Here is a 17659-nt window from a genome sequence, read left to right on the forward strand (position 1 = left end):
GGACTGGCTGCGCGCCTCGGCCAGGGCGGCGCTCAGCGCCTCGCGCTCCGAGGCGGCGCCGCGCGGCGGCGGCGGCGGCACGGCGGCGAGGTTGGGGTAGCCCTGCTCCGCCCCCGGCGGCAGCGGGCGGCCCTGCAGCGGCGTGCCGAAGGCATTGTTCCAGAAGTCGCGCGGCCCCTCGGCCGGGGAGCCGACGCAGCCGGCCAGAAGCAGGATCGACGGCAGGCCCAGCGGCATCAGGGCCAGCAGCAGGCCCCGCCCCACCCAGCCCTGGCTGCCCCGCTGGCTGACCTGCCCTCTGACATGCCCGCTGGCCTGCCCGCTGACATGATCGCCCATGCTCCGCCCCTTCGCGCCCATGCCCAGGGATTACCCCGAAAGCCCGGCAGGGTGAAGGACCGGACATCCCCGCCCGCCCCGGACGGGTGGCGCGACTCAACAAAAGTTGCGATATCGGTATCTTGAGACGATTCGGATACGAGAATCGTTGGCAAAATGCGCAGACGCGCACGGAGGGACGCATGGCTCAGGATAACACCCCCCCCGATCCGGGCGCGTTTCGCATGCCGGACCCGGCCCTGGTCTCCCGCACCATGGCCGATGTCGCCGAGCGCGGGCAGCGCATCGTGGCCGACTTCCTGAAACGCCAGCACGAGGACAGGCGGGACGGGCCACCCGGCGCCGATACCACCCATATCGGCAATGCCTTCATGGAAATGACGGCGCGGCTGATCGCCAACCCGGCGCGGCTGATGCAGGCGCAGCTCGGCTTCTGGCAGGACTATCTGACGCTGTGGCAGAACACCGCCCGCCGCATCTGGGGCGGCGAGGTCAGCCCCGTCATCGCCGAGGACCCGAAGGACCGCCGCTTCAAGCATGAGGACTGGCGGGAGAACGAGGTCTTCGACTTCATCAAGCAGACCTACCTGCTCTCCGCCCGCTACTTCACCAACGTGGTGCAGGCGGCCGACGAGCTGGACCCCAAGACGGCGCAGAAGGTCGATTTCTACACGCGCCAGTTCGTCGACGCGATGAGCCCCTCCAACTTCCTGCTGACCAACCCGGAGGTGCTGCGCCGCACCGCCGAGACGGGCGGCGAGAACCTGCTGCGCGGGCTCCAGAACCTGCTCTCCGACCTGGAGCGCGGCAAGGGCACGCTGCGCATCCGCATGACGGATGAGAGCAAGTTCCGCATCGGCGAGAACATCGCCGTCTCGCCGGGCAAGGTCGTTTTCCAGAACGCGCTGATGCAGCTCATCCAGTACAGCCCGGCGACGGAGACGGTGCTGAAGCGGCCGCTGCTGATCGTGCCGCCCTGGATCAACAAGTTCTACATCCTCGACCTGCGGCCGAAGAACAGCTTCGTACGCTGGGCGGTGGCCCAGGGGCATACCGTCTTCGTCATCTCCTGGGTCAACCCGGATGAGGCGCTCGCGCAGAAGAGCTTCGAGGATTACATGCTCGAAGGCCCCTATGCCGCGCTGGACGCCATCCAGCAGGCGACGGGCGAGAAGGCGGTGAACGCCATCGGCTACTGCCTCGGCGGCACGCTGCTGGCCTCGACGCTGGCGCATATGGCGGCGAAGAAGGACACGCGCATCAAATCCGCCACCTTCTTCACCACCATGGTGGATTTCTCCGAGGCCGGCGAACTCTCCGTCTTCATCGACGAGGAGCAGCTGCAATCGCTGGAAGAGCGGATGCAGAAGCGCGGCTACCTGGAGGGGCGCGAGATGGCGACCACCTTCAACATGCTGCGCGCCAATGACCTGATCTGGTCCTTCGTCGTGCAGAACTACCTGCTGGGGCAGGAGCCCTTCCCCTTCGACCTGCTCTACTGGAACGACGACAGCACGCGCATGCCGGCGGCCATGCACAGCTTCTACCTGCGCCGCATGTACCAGCAGAACGACCTGGTGAAGCCCGGCGCCATCACCCTCGGCGGCACCGCGCTCGATCTCGGCAAGGTCAAGCTGCCCACCTACATCCTCTCGACGCGGGAAGACCACATCGCGCCGTGGAAGAGCACCTACCGCGCGACGCAGATCTACAAGGGGCCGGTGCGCTTCGTGCTGGCCGCCTCGGGCCATATCGCCGGCGTCGCCAACCCGCCGGAATCCGGCAAGTACAGCCATTGGGTGGCCGAGAGCCTGCCGCCCGAGCCGGAAGACTGGTTCAACGCCGCCACCGAACTCGCCGGCTCCTGGTGGCCGGACTGGCACCGCTGGGTCTCCGCCCTGGACAAGGCCCAGGTGCCGGCCCGCATCCCGGGCGAGGGCGGCCTTCCCGCCATCGAGGACGCTCCCGGCAGCTACGTGAAAGTCATGGCGACGGATTGAAGAAAAAGCCTGGGGGAATGAATTCCCCCAGACCCCCTTCTTTTTTCTATCAGTCAGAAAAAGATGATGGGGGGTCAGGGGGGAAGAATTCTTTCTTCCCCCCTGCTCTTTTCAGTCCGCAGCCAGTTCCTGCTCCACCAGCGCCGACCAGAAGGCGATGCCCGTGGGCAGGATGGCATCATTGAAATTGTAGCGCGGATGATGGGCACCGAAGCTCGGCTTGCCCTCCTCCACCTGGCCCAGCCGGATGAAGCAGCCCGGCACGGTATTGGCCATGTAGGAGAAATCCTCGCCCCCCATGGTCGGCGGCGCCTGGGTCACCACACGCGCCTCGCCCGCCAGCCTCGCCGCCGCCAGCTGCGCCCGCGCCACCGGCCCGTCGCTGTTCACCACCGGCGGGTAGCCGCGCTCATAGAGGATCTCCAGCTGCACGCCCTGGGCCGTGGCGGTGGCCGTGGCCACCTCGGTCAGCAGGCGCTGCATGGCATCGCGCGTCTCGGGCCGCAGGGTGCGGACCGTGCCCTCGATCACCACCTCCTCGGGGATGACGTTGCAGGCGCTGCCGCCATGGATGCTGCACAGCGAGAGCACGGCGGAATCCAGCGGGTCCACCCGGCGCGCCACCACGCTCTGCAGGGCGACGATGATGTGGGCCGCCGCCAGCACCGGGTCCAGCGCGGTGTGCGGGCGCGCGGCATGGCCGCCCTTGCCGCGCACCTTCAGCGTCACCGTATCCGCCGCCGCGTTGGTGATGCCCTGGGTGATGACGAAGGTGCCCTTCGGCACGTTCGAGCCATTGTGGATGCCATAGACGGCATCGCAGGGGAAACGGGTGAAGAGCCCCTCCTCCACCATCACCCGGCCGCCACCGCCCTTCTCCTCGGCCGGCTGGAAGATGAAGTGGACGGTGCCTTCAAAGTCCCGCGTCTCGGCCAGATACCTGGCGGCGCCGAGCAGCATGGCGGTGTGGCCGTCATGGCCACAGGCATGCATCTTGCCCGGAATCGTGGAGGCATAGGGGACGCCGGTTTCCTCCAGGATGGGCAGCGCGTCCATATCGGCGCGCAGGCCGATGGCGCGGCCGGCATTGGCCCCCACCCGGCCGCCCTTCAGCGTGCCGACCAGCCCCGTGCCGGCGATGCCGCGCGTCACCGTGATGCCCCAACTCGCCAGCTTCTCCGCCACGAAGTCGCTGGTCTGGACTTCCTCGAAGGCGAGTTCCGGGTTGGCGTGGAAGTGGCGGCGCCACTCCGTCGCCTCGGCGGCGATGGCGGCAATGCGGGGGTCGGTTTCCTGCGGCATGGGGCGGCATCCCTGGAAGTGAAGGGCGCCTAGCCTCGGCCCGTCTGGCCCGCAGGGCAACAGGGCGGCGGTGACTATTACTTTTTGCTGACAGGTGCCGGAAATGGCAACGGGCCGGAGGTCATGCCCCGGCCCGCCTCTTGAGAGGGGCTTCGCCCCTCTCAAACTCTCCCGACCAAAGGCCTGAGGCCTTTGGAAACCCACTTGTTTAAATTTTCAAACTGAAGGCGGGTGCAGGGGACCCTGTCCCCTGCCCAAGGGAAAGAAGGGGGGAGTTTGAGGGGGCAAAGCCCCCTCAACCCAACGCTTTCAGCGCGAGCTGTCGCGGAAATCGCCCTCACGCCAGCCGCGATCCTTGCGCCCGGCGGCGGCGGCGGGGTGGCCGCCACGGCCCGGGCCACGGCCACGCGGCGCGCCACCACCCGGACCACGCCCCTCACCACGCCCCTCACCACGCCCCTCACCACGCCCCTGGGGCGCCTGCCCCTGGCGCTGGCCCTGCGGGCGCGGCGCGCCCTGCCCATGCCCCTGGGGGCGGCCACCCCGGCCGCGCTGCGGCTGGGGCTTCGGCAGGGCGGCGGCGGCCTCGGCCTTGCCGGCCTCGCTGCGGCGATCCTCGGCGGGGATGCGCATGGCGATCAGCTTTTCCACCGCCTTCAGCTTCGCCACCTCATCGGGGGCGCAGAAGGCGATGGCCTCGCCGCTGGCACCGGCGCGGGCGGTGCGGCCGATGCGGTGGACATAGGCTTCCGGCGTGTCCGGCAGGTCGAACTGGAAGACATGCGTCACGCCATCGACATCGATGCCGCGGCTGGCGATGTCGGTGGCCACCAGGATGGGGGCGCGGCCATTGCGGAACTCGGCCAGCGCCCGCTCGCGCTGGCCCTGGCTGCGGTCGCCATGGATGGCGTGGGCGTTGATACCCTCGGCGTTCAGGTGCTTGGCCACGCGGTCCGCGCCATGCTTGGTGCGGGCGAAGACCAGGGCGCGGCCGATCTGCGGGTCGCGCAGCATCTCGGCCAGCAGGACGCGCTTCTGGCTGGCGTCGATATGGATCAGCCGCTGCTCGACGCGCTCGGCGGTGGAGGCGACGGGGGTGACGGAGACCTTGGCCGGGTCCTTCAGCAGCTCGTCGGCGATCTTGGCGATCTCGGTGGGCATGGTGGCGCTGAAGAACAGGGTCTGCCGGTTCTTCGACATCATTCCCGTCAGCTTGCGGATGGCGGGCCAGAAGCCGCGGTCCAGCATCTGGTCGGCCTCGTCCAGCACCAGCACTTCCACCGTCTGCAGCTTGGCCGCGCCGGTCTGCACATGGTCGAGCAGGCGGCCCGGCGTCGCCACCAGGATGTCCACGCCGCGCGCCAGGGCCTGCACCTGCGGCCGGATGCCGACGCCGCCGAAGATGACGGTGGAGGTCAGCCCCAGATAGCGGCCATAGGCGCGGATATTGTCATGGATCTGCGAGGCCAGCTCGCGCGTTGGCGAGAGGATCAGGGCACGGCAGCCGCCACGCGGGGCCTGGGCGCGGCGGGCGGCCAGGTGGTGCAGCATGGGCAGGGAGAAGGCGGCGGTCTTGCCCGTCCCCGTCTGGGCGATGCCCAGCAGGTCGCGCCCGGCCAGCACGGTGGGGATGGCCTGGGCCTGGATCGGGGTGGGCGTGGTATAGCCCTCATCGGCCAGGGCGCGCAGCAGCGGTTCGGCAAGGCCGAGAGAGGCGAAATCGGTCATCGGGCACACATCCAGGATGCGGCGCAGCCCTGCGGCCACGCCGGTTGGCGGGTCAGGACGCCCCGCGTGGATGGGTCGTACCGAGGGAACGAAGCCGGGGGCGTAAAGCCCGGGGCCCTGGCCAAGGCCACCGCCAAGGGAGCGGCGGCCGCTCACGCAACCAGGGCACGCCGGCGCAGCCGGCGCCGCTCATATGCGCGCCGCCGCGCCGTGATGCAAGGGCGAAGGCTTGCCCCGCCCCCGCGCCCGGCGCAGGCTTGCCCCTCCCATCAGGAGACCCCGCATGAGCCTGCGCGCCGCGATCGACGCCCTGCACCCCGAGATGACGGCCTGGCGCCACGACCTGCACGCCCACCCGGAAATGGGCTTCGAGGAGCGGCGCACCAGCGACCGGGTGGCGGCGCTGCTGGAGGGCTGGGGCATCGAGGTGCATCGCGGCCTGGGGCAGACGGGGGTGGTGGGCGTGCTGCGCGGCCGCCCGGGCAACCGCGCCATCGGCCTGCGCGCCGATATGGACGCCCTGCCGATGCAGGAGGAAACCGGCCTGCCCTATGCCTCCACCGCGCCGGGGGTGATGCATGCCTGCGGGCATGACGGCCATACCACCATGCTGCTCGGCGCCGCGAAATACCTCGCCGCGACGCGCAATTTCTCCGGCACCGTGCACCTGATCTTCCAGCCGGCCGAGGAAGGGCTGGCGGGCGCCAAGGCCATGCTGGATGACGGGCTGTTCGAGCGCTTCCCCTGCGATGCCGTCTATGGCCTGCACAATGAGCCGGGGCTGCCGCTGGGCCAGGTGGCGGTGCGCGCCGGCACGGTGCTGGCGGCGGTGGATTATTTCGCGGTGACGGTGGTGGGCCGCGCCTCGCACGGGGCGCAGCCGCACAAGGGGGTCGATTCCGTCTCCGTCACCGCCGCCATCATCGGCGCGCTGCAACAGGTGGTGGCGCGGCAGGTGGACCCGCTGCAGACGGCGGTGATCTCGGTGGGGCGCATCCAGGGCGGCACCTCGGACATCATCATCCCGGAGCGGGTTTCTTTCAGTGGCTCGGTGCGGACGCTGGTGCCGGAGGTGCGGGACCAGGTGGAGGCTGCCTTCCGCCGCGCCGCCGAGGGCACGGCGATGGCGATGGGCGCACGGGTGGAGATCACCTATCGCCGCGCCTATCCGCCCACCATCAACACGCCGGCGGAGGCGGAGCGCGCGGCGCTGGCGGCGGGTGCCCTGCTGGGCGAGGGCGCGCTGCGCCGCAACGACCCGCCGATCACCGCGGGCGAGGATTTCGCCTTCCTGCTGGAGCGCTGCCCGGGCGCCTATGTGCTGTTCGGCCAGGCGCAGGAGGGCCGCTTCGCCATCTCCCCGCACAACTCGCATTATGAGTTCAACGATGCCCTGCTCCCGCTTGGCGCCGCCTATCTGGCGCAGCTGGCGGAGCAGGAACTGGCCTGAACTGATGGTGGGGTCCGGGGTGGCCCTGCCACCCCGGCGGGGGTCAGGGGGCGGAGCCCCCTGAAGCCTTCAGCCCGAACAGCGCCAGCATGGCCGCGAGGCAGAGCACAATAGCGGCCCACAGCGCCCCCGCCCCCCAGGCTTCCATCATCAGGCCAAAGCCGACCGGCGCCGCCGCCTGGAGCAGCCGCCCCGGCGCCGCGATGATCCCCTGCCGCTGCCCGTATCCCACCGGCCCGAAGATGGCGAGCGGCAGCGTCCCCTTGGCGATGGTGTGCAGCCCGTTGCCCATGCCGTAGAGCAGGGTGAAGGGCAGCACCGCCACGCCCCCCACCAGCAGCAGCACCGCGCTGCCCAGCGCCTGCACCCCACAGGCGAAGCGCCCGACCCAGAGCGCATGCAGCGAGGAAGGCAGGCTGAACTGAAGCAGCCGCGCCGCCACCTGGGCCGGCCCGGTGAGCGAGGCAGCGAGCAGGGCCATCTCCGGCGTGGCGCCGGCGGCCTGCATCAGCGCCGGCTGGTGCGCGCCCACGGCACCGCTGACCACCGTGGTGGCGGCGAAGAAAAAGGCCAGCACCGGCATGGCATGGCGCGGCGCCGGGGTCTCCGGCCCCCGGGCGGCGGACTTCGGCGCGGGGGGCGGGGCCTTGGGCACCAGCAGCCGGTTGAGCGGCAGGGCCAGCAGCAGATGCAGCGCCGCCCAGCCCAGGCAGGCCCCGCGCCAGCCCCATTCCGCCTCCATCCAGGTGGAGAGCGGCCAGCCCACGGTGGAGGCGAAGCCGGCGATCAGCGTCACCCCGGTGATCGCCCCCTTGGCCTGGGCGCCATAGAGCCCGGCCAGGGTGGCGAAGGCGGCGTCATAGAGGCCCATGGCCATGCCGGCCCCCATCAGCGCCCAGGCCAGGCCCAGGGAGACGGGGCCCTGGGCCAGGGCCATGGCCACCAGCGCGGCGATGAACACCAGATTCGAGGCCACCAGCACCCCCCGGCCGCCACGCCGGTCGATCGCCCGCCCGGCCAGGGGGCCGAGAAAGGCCGTCAGCAGCAGGGCGACCGAGAAGAAGGCATAGACGGCGGAGGAGGACAGGCCGAGCTCCGCCGCCATCGGCCGCGCCAGGATGGCGGGGAGGTAGTAGGAGGAGGCCCAGGCCATGGTCTGGGCTACGCCGATGGCGGAGATGGTGGCCACACGGCGGCGGCGCTCAGGGGATGCGGACATCTCCTGAGCTTCCGCCACCTCTCAGGCTGCGGGAAGCCCCCTCAGGCCGCGTCCCGCTTCTCAACCCGGGAGCGGCAGCCCGAAAAAAATCAGGCGGCGAGCGGGGCCTGGAGGACGGGGCGCGGCTGCGCGGCGATCGGGATGCGGCGGGGCTTCAGCGCCTCCGGCACCTCGCGCTTCAGGGAAACATGCAGCAGGCCATTGGCGAGGTCCGCACCCTCCACCTGGATGTGGTCGGCCAGGACGAAGCGGCGCTCAAAGGCGCGGCCCGCGATGCCACGATGCAGGTAGCGGCGCTGCGCCTCCTCCGCCTGCGCGGCCTTGCCGGAGACGAGGAGGACATTGTCCTGCGCGGTGATCTCCAGATCCTCCGGCGCGAAACCGGCCACGGCCATGGTCAGGACGTAGGAGTCCTCGCCCGTCTTCTCGATGTTGTAGGGCGGGTAGGAGGGGGCATCCGCGGCGGCGCGGGCAGTGTCCAGCAGCCGCGTCAGGCGGTCGAAACCGATGGCGGTGCGGAACAGGGGGGCGGTGTCGAAAGCGTTCATGGTCAGGAGCCTTCTTCGCTGAGCAAGGGTCCGTTGATGAAGCGGTCCTTCGGCATGGATGAGCCCCCGATCGGGCAGCCCGGGCCTCCGGTCCGCGCCGGCGGCCCCGAAGCCGGGCGCCGCTGACACGCTGGAAATAGAAAGCGCCGCCCCCCTCTTCAAGGGGGCGGCGCCCGAAGCTTGCTCTCGGCGGAGAGGCCCGGAATCAGGCCTTCTTGCGCACGCCGATGCCGGCGAACTTCTTGTTGAACTTGGCGATCTGGCCCCCGGTGTCGATGATGCGCTGCTGGCCGGTCCAGGCCGGGTGCGACTTCGGGTCGATGTCCAGACGCAGCACCTCGCCCTCCTTGCCCATGCAGGACTTGGTCTTGAAGGTCGTGCCATCCGTCATGATGACGGTGATCTCGTGGTAGTCCGGGTGGATATTGGGCTTCATGGTGCTTTTCTCTGGCTGGAGCAGCCGATGCCGACCGGCCGCGCGGAAGCGCCGCTTCTACAGGCCGGGCGCGGCCCGCGCAATCTGAAAGCGGCGCGGATTGACCCCCTGCCCCGCCGATCCTAGAGCTTTGCCGCGCCTCCACCGCGCCACAGGGAAACCCCCCGCGCCATGAACATCCTCTCCATCCAGTCCTGGGTCGCCTATGGCCATGTCGGCAATGCCTCGGCGGTGTTTCCGCTGCAGCGCCTGGGGGCCGAGGTCTGGGCGGTCAACACCGTCCAGTTCTCCAACCACACCGGCTATGGCAGCTGGCGCGGGCAGGTCTTCGGCGCGGAGCTGGTGCGCGACCTGGTGCAGGGAATCGAGGATCGCGGCGCCCTGCCGCGCTGCGATGCCGTGCTCTCCGGCTATATGGGCGATGCCGCCATTGGCGAGGCCATCCTGGACGCCGCCGCCCGCGTGAAGGCCGCCAACCCCGCCGCGCTCTATTGCTGCGACCCGGTGATCGGCGATGTCGGCCGCGGCGTCTTCGTCCGCCCCGGCATCCCGGAATTCATGCGCGACCGCGCCATCCCGGCGGCGGATATCATCACGCCCAACCAGTTCGAGCTGGAATGGCTCACCGGCCAGCCCGTCACCACCCTGGCGGAAGCCAGGGCGGCGGTGGCCAGGCTCCAGGCCGGCATGGCGCCGGGCGGGCCGCGCTGCGTGCTCGTCACCTCGCTGAAGGTGGCGGAGACGCCCGCCGACCAGATCGAGATGCTGGCCGCCGAGGGCGGCACCTTCCACCGCGTGCGCACGCCGATGCTGCCCATCTCGGTGAATGGCGCGGGGGATGCCATCGCCGCGCTGTTCCTGTTCCACCGGCTGCAATCCGGCCGGGCGGCGGATGCGCTGGGCGCCGCCTGCTCCTCCATCTACGGCCTGCTGCGCCGCACCTCTGAGGCCGCCTCGCGCGAGATCCTCACCGTGGCGGCGCAGGAGGAATTCGTGGCGCCGTCGCGCGTGTTCCAGCCAGAAGAATGTTGATATTTAAGAAAATCTTCTTTTTCTGAAGAAAAAGAAGCAAAAAGACTTTTTTCAGTTTGGCGTCCCGCCTCAGGCCATCCGCGGGACGCCCCCTGAAAAAAAGTTTTTGGTTCTTTTTTCAAAAAGAACGCTTTTCCTAAACCCGCTTCACATTCAACGGCAGCACCATCCCCCGGCGCGGGCTGGTGAGGTTGGAGCGCCAGGCGCTGTCCATCAGATACTGCCCGAGCGGATGGAAGGGCAGGTCCTGGAAGAACTGGCGCTGGATGTCACGCGCCAGCTTCTGCTGCGCCGGCAGGCCGGGGGTATCGAACCACTGTTCCCGCAGCGCCTCCAGCCGGGGCGCCTGGGGCCAGCCGAACCAGGCCTTTTCCCCATTGGCGCGCAGCAGCGGGTGGCCGCCGGGGTTCATCAGGTCCAGCCCGCCGAACAGCACCACCATGGCGCTCCACCCGCCCTGCTGGGGTGGCAGCTTCACCGTGCGGCGCTGGAGCAGCGTGCGCCAGTCACAGGGCACGCTTTCCACCCGGAAGCCGATGCGCTGCAACAGATCCGTCGCCACGGCGGTCAGGTTGCTGTTGTTCACGACATCGGTGGGGTGGAGCATCACCACCGCCTCGCCCTTGTAGCCGGACTCGCGCAGGGCGCGCCTGGCCGCCTCCACATCCCGCGGGCCGGTCAGGGCGGAAAGCCCGGCATCGGAGGCCAGCGGGCTGCCATCGGGGAAACAGCCGACCTCGTCGCGCCACAGCTCGCGATTATCGCCCATGATGGCGGCCATGAAATCCGTCTGCCGCAGCGCGGGCAGCAGGGCACGGCGCACCGCCGGATTGTCGAAGGGCGGGTGGAGGTGGTTGGGCCGCAGCATCGCCACCGTGCCGCCCACCTCCAGCCGCTCCACCATCACCCCGGCGCGGTGCTTGAGGATGGGGCGGAAATCGGGGGCCACCTGCTCCCACCAATCGACCTCACCATTCTGCAGCGCCTCGGCGGCTTCCAGCGGGTCCGGCATATGGCGCCATTCCAGGCGCTCGAACCCGGCCAGCTTCGGGCCGGCGGTCAGGCTGACGGGGCCGCTGGCGGGCTGGTAGCCGGCATAGCGGCGATAGACGGCCATCTGCCCCGGAACCCGCTCCTCCGCCACGAAGCGGTAAGGGCCGCTGCCCACCACCTCGCGCAGCGGCGTGGTGGCGGGCAGGCGCGCGAACCGCTCCGGATAGATGAAGCAGGGATAGGCGGAGGGCTTGGCCAGCGCCGCCAGCATGGCGCTGAAGGGGCGGGAGAGCCGCAGTTCAAAACGCCGGTCGTCCAGGGCGCGGATCTCGTCCAGCCGCTCGGCCAGGGTCTGGCCATGCGTGTCCTTGGCCATCCAGCGCTGGAGGGAGGCCACGGCATCGGCGGCGCGCACCTTCTCCCCATCATGGAAGGTGGGGCCATCGCGCAGGGTGAAGGTCCAGCGCCGGCCCTCCTCCTCCACCACATGGCCCTCGGCCAGCTGCGGCTGCGGGCGCAGCTCGGCATCCAGGCCATACAGCCCGTCCCAGCAGAGATGCCCGTGGTTGCGCGTGGCGTAGGCGGTATTGGCCAGCGGGTCGAGAAGGTTCAGATCCGCATGCGGGACGAAGCGCAGCGTGCTGTTGGACGCCCCCTGGGCCAGGGCGGGGCGGGCCAGTGGCCAGCCGGCGGCCAATCCGGCGGCGCCGGCCAGAAGGCTGCGTCGCTGCATGACGTTCTCCCGAATCGAGACAAGGCGGCGATTCTGCACATCACGGGCGCGCGATGAAGATGGCTTCACCCAGGATGGCCGATCCTCTCTTTCCAAAAGATTTTCACAGCGATGAAATAAGAGAAAATTTTGCGGGAAAAATCTTCTTTTTCTGAAGAAAAAGAAGCAAAAAGACTCTTCCAGTCTGGCGCTGCGCTGTACTCGGCCAAGGAGGCGCCAAGCTGAAAAAAATCAGCGCACCATCCGCGTGTCGGGCCGCGTGTCGGGGGGGCCGTTCCAGCCCTCGGTCTGGTCCAGGTCCGTGATCTGGTCCAGCAGGCGGCCGGTGGCCATGGCGGCCTCCGGCAAGGGGCCGGGCTGGGTCAGGCGTTGCAGGCTGCGCTCGGGCCCGGCCGGGAAGAAGGCCGCGGGGAAAGCGGGGCGCGTGTCGCCCCCGGCATCGATCACGCGGGCCAGCTGCGCCAGGACGGGAACAAGCTGCTCCGGCAAGGCCAGGGGCGCGATGCCGAGGGCCAGCCGCACCTCCCCGACCGCGCCGCGCAGCGAGAGCAGCAGCCCCGGCGGCAGGACGCGGAAGCGCGGATCGCTGGCCAGGATCTGCACCAGATATTCCAGGCGGGCGGCGGCGCGGGCCATGCCGGCGGGGTTGTTCTGCACAGCGGCGCCTTCACTGGCGAAGGCGGCGGCGGCCAGCCGGGCGGCGCTGCGCACCGGGTCTTCGCTGCCGGGCACGAGATCCAGCGGCAGGGCGATGCGCGGGCGGGGCGTGCGCAGCTCGGCGCAGGCCGGCAGCACCAGCACCGCCAGGGCGGAGAAAAGGATTCGGCGGCGCATCACGGACACTCCGGCAGATCAGGCGCCCCATTCTGCCCCAACCCGGCCGCAACGCCAAAAGCCGCCCCCCGGCAAACTGAAAAAAGTCTTTTTGCTTCTTTTTCTTCAGAAAAAGAAGATTCTTCCCCGCTCATGGCCGCCGCCCGAGCATGCTGATCTCGATGGCTTCATCTGGCCCGAACTCCCAGTAATGCAGGGCGCGCTGGGTGGCGGCATTGGCCTGCGGCAGGCGCGGCAGGGCGCCGAGCCTTTGCCACAGCAGGGCCCCACCCCCCGGCGCGACATCCGGCGGCAGCGTGGCCGGCGCGGCGGCATCGCCCCCCGGCACGGTGGCGGCGGCGGCCAGGGCGTCGATCACCCGCTGCGGCGGCACCGTGGCGGGGATGCCCAGCACCCCGCGCACCTCCTGCCGCGCCGCCAGCAGCAGGGGCTGCACCATGCCGATATCCCCGGCCACCCGGCCGGAAGGCATTTCCACCGCCAGATATTCCAGCTGCGCGACGGCCAGGGCAGCCAGGGCGGGGCGGCCCTGCAGGCGGCCGGTCTCGGCGAAGGCCGTGGCGGCGCCGCGCAGCGCCGCCGTCACCGGGTTGAGGGCGGCGCGCGCCGCCACCGGGGGCAGGCTCACCGGCGGCTCAGGCGGCGTGGCGAGGCCGCAGCCGGCCAGCAGCCCGGCCAGAGCCAGGAACCCCGCCCGCAGGATCACCCGGCCAGGGAGGCGATGTGGCGCTGCCCCAGCTCGGCATAGTGGATGGCGTTCCTGTCCCATCGGGCCCTCTCCTCCGCGCCCATGACGCGGACCAGGCGGGCGGGCGAGCCCACCCACAATTCATTGGGGCCGATGCGCTTGCCCGGCGCCAGCAGCCCGCCCGCGCCCAGCATGCCGCCTTCCTCGATCACCGCCCCGTCCAGCACCGTGGCGCCCATGCCGACAAAGGCCCAGTCCTTCAGCGTGCAGGCATGGATGATGCAGGCATGGCCAATGGTCACATCCGCCCCGATCAGCGCCGGCAGGGTGCCCGCCGCCACATGAACGATCGTGCCGTCCTGGATGTTGCTGCGCGGCCCCACGCGGATCATGTTGGTGTCGCCGCGCAGGACACAATGGTACCAGATGCTGGCGCGCTCCCCGATCTCGACATCGCCGATGACGGCGGCGGTGGGGGCGATGAAGGCGTCAGGGGCAACTTTGGGAAGCACGCCTTCGAAGGGGTAGAGGGACATTCTGCCTCCTGCTGGATGGAAAAGGCCACGAGAGAAAAGACCGGGGGAAGGAATTCCCCCGGACCCCCTTCTTTTTTTCTATCGGTTTTTCAGGCGGCCTTGGCCGCGGCCGCGGTGAGGCCCAGCATCAGGCCGATATTCTGGACGGCGGCGCCAGACGCGCCCTTGCCCAGATTGTCCAGCCGCGCCACCAGCACCGCCTGCCCGCGCGCCTCATTGCCGTAGACGCGCAGCTCCAGCAGGTTGGTGTCGTTCAGCGCCTCCGGCTCCAGCTTGCCATCCGCCGTGGCGGGGGCGACCTTCACCCATTCGGAGCCCTGGTAATAGGCGGCGAGCGCGGCGTGGAGGTCGGCGGGCCTGGGCGCGCCGGGCAGCACGTCGAGGTGCAGCGGGATCGAGACCAGCATGCCCTGCCGGTAGTTGCCGACGCTCGGGACGAAGATGGGGCGCCGCGTCAGGCCCGAATAGAGTTGCAGCTCGGGCAGGTGCTTGTGCTCCAGGCCCAGGCCGTACAGCTCGAAATCGGGGGCGGTGCCGGCCTCATAGGCCTCGATCATCGTCTTGCCGCCGCCGGAATAGCCCGAGACGGCGTTGACGGTGATGGGGTGGTCCGCCGGGATCAGCCCCGCCGCCACCAGCGGCCGCAGCAGCGCGATGCCGCCCGTGGGGTAGCAGCCGGGATTGGCCACGCGCGGGGCGGCGGCGATCTTCGCGGCCTGGTCCGGCGCCAGCTCGGGCACGCCATAGACCCAGTCGGGATGCACGCGGTGGGCGGTGGAGGCATCCAGCAGCTTGGGCGCGTCGGCGCCCAGGCTGGCGGCCATGGCTGCGCTTTCCTTGGAGGCGGCATCGGGCAGGCAGAGCACCACCAGGTCCACCTCGGCCATCAGGGCGCGCTTGGCCTCGGGGTCCTTGCGGCGCTCCGGGTCGATGGACCGCAGCACGATCCCCGGCAGCGCCTCCAGGCGCTGGCGGATCCCAAGGCCGGTGGTGCCGGCTTCGCCATCGATGAAGATCGCAGGCAGTGAACCCTTGGCCATGTGGCTCTCCTTCAGGTTCGGGGGAGGATAGCAGAAAACAGAAAGGGCGGGCCCTCGCGGACCCGCCCTCTCCGATGAACAGCCCTCGACAGGGCCGGCGCGAACGCCGGCCCGCCAGCGTCAGCGCTTGCTGAACTGGAAGGAACGTCGGGCCTTCGCCTTGCCGTACTTCTTGCGCTCGACGACGCGCGGGTCGCGGGTCAGGAAGCCGGCCTTCTTCAGGATGCCCCGCAGCTCCGGCTCGAAATTGGTGAGCGCGCGGCTGATGCCGTGGCGGACCGCGCCGGCCTGGCCGGAGAGGCCGCCGCCGGTGACGGTGCAGTAGACATCGAACTGCTGGTAGCGGTCGGCCACCAGGAAGGGCTGCGTGATCAGCATGCGCAGCACCGGGCGGGCGAAATACTTCGACGCCGGCTTGCCGTTGATCTCGATGGTGCCCTTGCCCGGCTTCACCCACACGCGGGCGACGGCGTCCTTGCGGCGGCCGGTGGCATAGGCGCGGCCGAACTGGTCGCGCTTCGGCTCACGCGGGGCGGAAGCCTCGCCGGCGGCGGGGGTGCCGGCGACCAGGTTCTTCAGCTCGGCCAGCGAGGTGGCGGTGGTCTGCTCGCTCATGATGCTCAGCCCAGCTTGTTCTTGCGGTTCAGCGCGGCGACGTCGAGCGCCACCGGCTGCGCACCGGCATGCGGGTGCTCAGCGCCGGCATAGACATGCAGATTCTTCATCTGCCTGCGGGCGAGCGGGCCGCGCGTGATCATGCGCTCCACGGCCTTCTCGATCACGCGCTCGGGGAAGCGGCCCTCGAGGCGCTCACGCACCGTGCGGCCCTTGATGCCGCCCGGATAGCCGGTGTGCCAGTAGAAGACCGACTGCTCGGCCTTGTTGCCGGTCACCCGCACCTTGTCGGCGTTGATGATGACAACGTGGTCCCCGCAATCGACATGCGGGGTGAACTGCGGCTTGTGCTTGCCGCGGAGGCGATTGGCAACGAGTGCGGCGAGGCGGCCGAGCACGAGCCCGTCCGCATCGATCAGCACCCAGCCCTTCTTGACCTCCGCCGGCTTCAGCGAGCGGGTCTGCGTGGTCAGCATGATCGGCTTCTGCTTAGTCCTGGAAAGAGGCGCGGGTTATCGACTCAAAGCCCTGGACGGTCAAGGGAAAAATCTGTGGTATTATAATACCGCATCCCGCAGGCCGCGATTTTCCCGCCCGATTGCCCCGCCTGATTGCCCCGCCTGATTGCCCCGCCTGTATCCCCTGGTGGAGCGGGGGCGGCAGGATCTTCCGGCCGGCGGGGTGGCGGCGCCGGATCCTGCCGCCCCGCCCCTGCTCCCGCCCCTTGCCGAGACCCCTCCCCGGGGTGAAGCTGCGGCCCCTTTTCCCTTCCGTGCCGGATACAGCGCCATGCCCGTGCTCAACCGCATCGCCGCCTTCCACGAGGAGATGACCGCCTGGCGGCGCGACTTCCATCTCCACCCTGAACTCGCCTTCGAGGAGGTGCGCACCAGCGGCATCGTCGCCCAGAAGCTGCGGGAGTTCGGCGTGGACGAGGTGGTGACGGGCCTCGCCGGGACGGGCGTGGTGGGCGTCATCCGCGGCAGCGCGCCGGGCCGGGCGATCGGCCTGCGCGCCGATATGGATGCCCTGCCGATTCTGGAGGAATCGGGCGTCCCCTATGCCTCCACCATCCCCGGCAAGATGCATGCCTGCGGCCATGACGGCCACACCACCATGCTGCTCGGCGCCGCGAAGTATCTCGCCGAGACGCGCAACTTCGCCGGCACCGTCTATGTCATCTTCCAGCCGGCCGAGGAGATGGGCGGCGGCGCCGAGGTGATGGTGAAGGAGGGGCTGTTCGAGCGCTTCCCGATGGAGCAGGTCTACGCCATCCACAACTGGCCCAGCATCCCGGCCGGCGAGGTGCATTTCCGCGCCGGGCCGGTGATGGCGGCGGTGGCCGATATCGAGATGACCATCACCGGCCAGGGCGCGCATGGCGCCATGCCGCATATGGGCAATGACCCGGTGGTGATCGCGGCGCAGATCGTCACCGCGCTGCAGTCCATCGTGGCGCGCAATGTGGAGCCGGTGGAGGCGGGCGTCGTCACCATCGGCAGGATCGAGGGCGGCAATGCCTTCAACGTCATCCCCGAGACGGTGAATCTGCGCGGCACCGCGCGCTGGTTCCGCCCCGAGGTGGGCGATATCCTGGAGAAGAAGGTGGTGGAGATCGCCACCGGCATCGCCACCGCCTTCGGCGCGCGGGCGGATGTGCGCTTCACCCGCATGTATCCCTCCACCATCAACGATGCCGGCGCGACGGAACTGGCCGCCCGCGCCGCCGCCGCCGTGGTGGGCGCGGCCCACACCAAGGAACTGCCCAAGCCGACCATGGGCGGCGAGGATTTCGCCTTCATGCTGAACGCGAAGACCGGCTCCTACCTGATGCTGGGCGGCGGCCGCACCGCCAGCGACCCCGGCCTGCACCACCCCAAATACGACTTCAACGACGAGATCCTCCCCGTCGGCGCCAGCTTCTTCGCCACCCTCGCCGAACAACTCCTCCCCAAATAATTTTTTTCAGCTGCCGGTCATGGCCGCGACGGCGGCCGCTCCACGGCACCGGGGACACTCCGGCCCAGGGGGGCGGCCCGCTTTTCTGTCAGCTGCCGGTCAGGGCCGCGACGGCGGCCGCTCCACGGCACCGGGGACACTCCGGCCCAGCGGAGCGGCCCGCTTTTCTGTCAGCTGCCGGTCAGGGCCGCGACGGCGGCCGCTCCA

The 17659-nt window shown here is 69.8% G+C and carries 16 protein-coding genes and 1 pseudogene; 4 read left to right on the forward strand and 13 right to left on the reverse strand.

Features of this window, described 5'->3' with window-relative positions:
• Window positions 1-339 (reverse strand): annotated as a pseudogene (locus NON00_RS03165) (hypothetical protein); the annotation flags it as partial.
• Window positions 340-521: 182 nt separating this feature from the next.
• Between NON00_RS03165 and NON00_RS03170 the strand changes: the two are divergent.
• Window positions 522-2339 carry an alpha/beta hydrolase gene (locus tag NON00_RS03170; protein WP_256017616.1) on the forward strand — a complete coding sequence of 606 codons (1818 nt, stop codon included), beginning with the start codon at window positions 522-524 and terminating at the stop codon, window positions 2337-2339.
• Window positions 2340-2450: 111 nt separating this feature from the next.
• On the opposite strand, the gene NON00_RS03175 is transcribed toward NON00_RS03170, so the two are convergent.
• On the reverse strand, window positions 2451-3641 hold the full coding sequence (locus NON00_RS03175) for a M20 aminoacylase family protein (protein WP_256017618.1): 1191 nt from the start codon (window positions 3639-3641) through the stop codon (window positions 2451-2453).
• Between the two features lie 309 nt (window positions 3642-3950).
• Window positions 3951-5369, reverse strand: a complete 1419-nt coding sequence (locus tag NON00_RS03180; RefSeq protein ID WP_256017620.1) for a DEAD/DEAH box helicase — start codon at window positions 5367-5369, stop codon at window positions 3951-3953.
• A gap of 283 nt (window positions 5370-5652) precedes the next feature.
• On the opposite strand from NON00_RS03180, the gene NON00_RS03185 reads away from it, so the two are divergent.
• Window positions 5653-6819: a M20 aminoacylase family protein gene (locus NON00_RS03185; RefSeq protein ID WP_256017622.1), complete on the forward strand. Its 1167-nt coding sequence runs from the start codon at window positions 5653-5655 to the stop codon at window positions 6817-6819.
• A 43-nt stretch (window positions 6820-6862) separates the two neighbouring features.
• On the opposite strand, the gene NON00_RS03190 is transcribed toward NON00_RS03185, so the two are convergent.
• The 3 genes from NON00_RS03190 to rpmE form a co-directional block, all read right to left on the reverse strand.
• The gene (locus NON00_RS03190; protein WP_256017624.1) at window positions 6863-8038 is read right to left on the reverse strand and encodes an MFS transporter; all 1176 of its coding nucleotides are present in this window, start codon (window positions 8036-8038) and stop codon (window positions 6863-6865) included.
• 89 nt (window positions 8039-8127) lie between these two features.
• Window positions 8128-8586: an Hsp20 family protein gene (locus NON00_RS03195; RefSeq protein WP_256017627.1), complete on the reverse strand. Its 459-nt coding sequence runs from the start codon at window positions 8584-8586 to the stop codon at window positions 8128-8130.
• A gap of 205 nt (window positions 8587-8791) precedes the next feature.
• Window positions 8792-9022 carry a 50S ribosomal protein L31 gene (gene rpmE, locus NON00_RS03200; protein WP_256017629.1) on the reverse strand — a complete coding sequence of 77 codons (231 nt, stop codon included), beginning with the start codon at window positions 9020-9022 and terminating at the stop codon, window positions 8792-8794.
• Window positions 9023-9193: 171 nt separating this feature from the next.
• Here rpmE and pdxY point away from each other — a divergent pair, with 171 nt between their 5' ends.
• A complete protein-coding gene (pdxY, locus tag NON00_RS03205) occupies window positions 9194-10054 on the forward strand; it encodes a pyridoxal kinase PdxY (protein ID WP_256017632.1) in 861 nt (286 codons plus the stop codon).
• A 136-nt stretch (window positions 10055-10190) separates the two neighbouring features.
• Here the strand turns inward: pdxY and NON00_RS03210 are convergent, their stop codons facing one another.
• The 7 genes from NON00_RS03210 to rplM form a co-directional block, all read right to left on the reverse strand.
• Window positions 10191-11780 carry an ABC transporter substrate-binding protein gene (locus NON00_RS03210; RefSeq protein WP_256017634.1) on the reverse strand — a complete coding sequence of 530 codons (1590 nt, stop codon included), beginning with the start codon at window positions 11778-11780 and terminating at the stop codon, window positions 10191-10193.
• 231 nt (window positions 11781-12011) lie between these two features.
• Window positions 12012-12614 carry a hypothetical protein gene (locus NON00_RS03215; protein ID WP_256017636.1) on the reverse strand — a complete coding sequence of 201 codons (603 nt, stop codon included), beginning with the start codon at window positions 12612-12614 and terminating at the stop codon, window positions 12012-12014.
• A 130-nt stretch (window positions 12615-12744) separates the two neighbouring features.
• Complete coding sequence (locus tag NON00_RS03220; protein WP_256017638.1) at window positions 12745-13383, reverse strand: hypothetical protein; 639 nt, start codon at window positions 13381-13383, stop codon at window positions 12745-12747.
• Entirely contained in the window at window positions 13317-13838 is a 522-nt protein-coding gene (locus NON00_RS03225) for a gamma carbonic anhydrase family protein (RefSeq protein WP_256017640.1), read from the reverse strand. The genes NON00_RS03220 and NON00_RS03225 overlap by 67 nt, the downstream gene beginning before the upstream one ends.
• Before the next feature lie 89 nt (window positions 13839-13927).
• On the reverse strand, window positions 13928-14878 hold the full coding sequence (argC, locus tag NON00_RS03230) for an N-acetyl-gamma-glutamyl-phosphate reductase (RefSeq protein WP_256017642.1): 951 nt from the start codon (window positions 14876-14878) through the stop codon (window positions 13928-13930).
• 120 nt (window positions 14879-14998) lie between these two features.
• Window positions 14999-15493, reverse strand: a complete 495-nt coding sequence (gene rpsI / locus NON00_RS03235) for a 30S ribosomal protein S9 (RefSeq protein WP_256017643.1) — start codon at window positions 15491-15493, stop codon at window positions 14999-15001.
• Window positions 15494-15498: 5 nt separating this feature from the next.
• Window positions 15499-15969: a 50S ribosomal protein L13 gene (rplM, locus tag NON00_RS03240; RefSeq protein WP_256017644.1), complete on the reverse strand. Its 471-nt coding sequence runs from the start codon at window positions 15967-15969 to the stop codon at window positions 15499-15501.
• A gap of 313 nt (window positions 15970-16282) precedes the next feature.
• Between rplM and NON00_RS03245 the strand changes: the two genes are divergently transcribed.
• Window positions 16283-17452, forward strand: coding sequence for a M20 aminoacylase family protein (locus NON00_RS03245; RefSeq protein ID WP_256017645.1), 1170 nt, complete (start codon window positions 16283-16285; stop codon window positions 17450-17452).
• Window positions 17453-17659: the final 207 nt, after the last annotated feature.

The organism is Roseomonas sp. GC11, from assembly GCF_024437745.1.
In the GTDB taxonomy this organism is placed as follows: domain Bacteria; phylum Pseudomonadota; class Alphaproteobacteria; order Acetobacterales; family Acetobacteraceae; genus Pseudoroseomonas.

Excerpts from the sequence above, each read along its gene's own strand:
- pdxY (WP_256017632.1), top strand. The coding sequence starts at position 9,194 with ATGAACATCCTCTCCATCCAGTCCTGGGTCGCCTATGGCCATGTCGGC.
- NON00_RS03170 (WP_256017616.1), top strand. The coding sequence starts at position 522 with ATGGCTCAGGATAACACCCCCCCCGATCCGGGCGCGTTTCGCATGCCG.
- rpsI (WP_256017643.1), bottom strand. The coding sequence starts at position 15,493 with ATGAGCGAGCAGACCACCGCCACCTCGCTGGCCGAGCTGAAGAACCTG.
- NON00_RS03245 (WP_256017645.1), top strand. The coding sequence starts at position 16,283 with ATGCCCGTGCTCAACCGCATCGCCGCCTTCCACGAGGAGATGACCGCC.
- NON00_RS03215 (WP_256017636.1), bottom strand. The coding sequence starts at position 12,614 with ATGCGCCGCCGAATCCTTTTCTCCGCCCTGGCGGTGCTGGTGCTGCCG.
- NON00_RS03185 (WP_256017622.1), top strand. The coding sequence starts at position 5,653 with ATGAGCCTGCGCGCCGCGATCGACGCCCTGCACCCCGAGATGACGGCC.
- NON00_RS03175 (WP_256017618.1), bottom strand. The coding sequence starts at position 3,641 with ATGCCGCAGGAAACCGACCCCCGCATTGCCGCCATCGCCGCCGAGGCG.
- rpmE (WP_256017629.1), bottom strand. The coding sequence starts at position 9,022 with ATGAAGCCCAATATCCACCCGGACTACCACGAGATCACCGTCATCATG.
- NON00_RS03190 (WP_256017624.1), bottom strand. The coding sequence starts at position 8,038 with ATGTCCGCATCCCCTGAGCGCCGCCGCCGTGTGGCCACCATCTCCGCC.
- NON00_RS03195 (WP_256017627.1), bottom strand. The coding sequence starts at position 8,586 with ATGAACGCTTTCGACACCGCCCCCCTGTTCCGCACCGCCATCGGTTTC.
- rplM (WP_256017644.1), bottom strand. The coding sequence starts at position 15,969 with ATGCTGACCACGCAGACCCGCTCGCTGAAGCCGGCGGAGGTCAAGAAG.
- NON00_RS03210 (WP_256017634.1), bottom strand. The coding sequence starts at position 11,780 with ATGCAGCGACGCAGCCTTCTGGCCGGCGCCGCCGGATTGGCCGCCGGC.
- NON00_RS03220 (WP_256017638.1), bottom strand. The coding sequence starts at position 13,383 with ATGGGACAGGAACGCCATCCACTATGCCGAGCTGGGGCAGCGCCACAT.
- argC (WP_256017642.1), bottom strand. The coding sequence starts at position 14,878 with ATGGCCAAGGGTTCACTGCCTGCGATCTTCATCGATGGCGAAGCCGGC.
- NON00_RS03225 (WP_256017640.1), bottom strand. The coding sequence starts at position 13,838 with ATGTCCCTCTACCCCTTCGAAGGCGTGCTTCCCAAAGTTGCCCCTGAC.
- NON00_RS03180 (WP_256017620.1), bottom strand. The coding sequence starts at position 5,369 with ATGACCGATTTCGCCTCTCTCGGCCTTGCCGAACCGCTGCTGCGCGCC.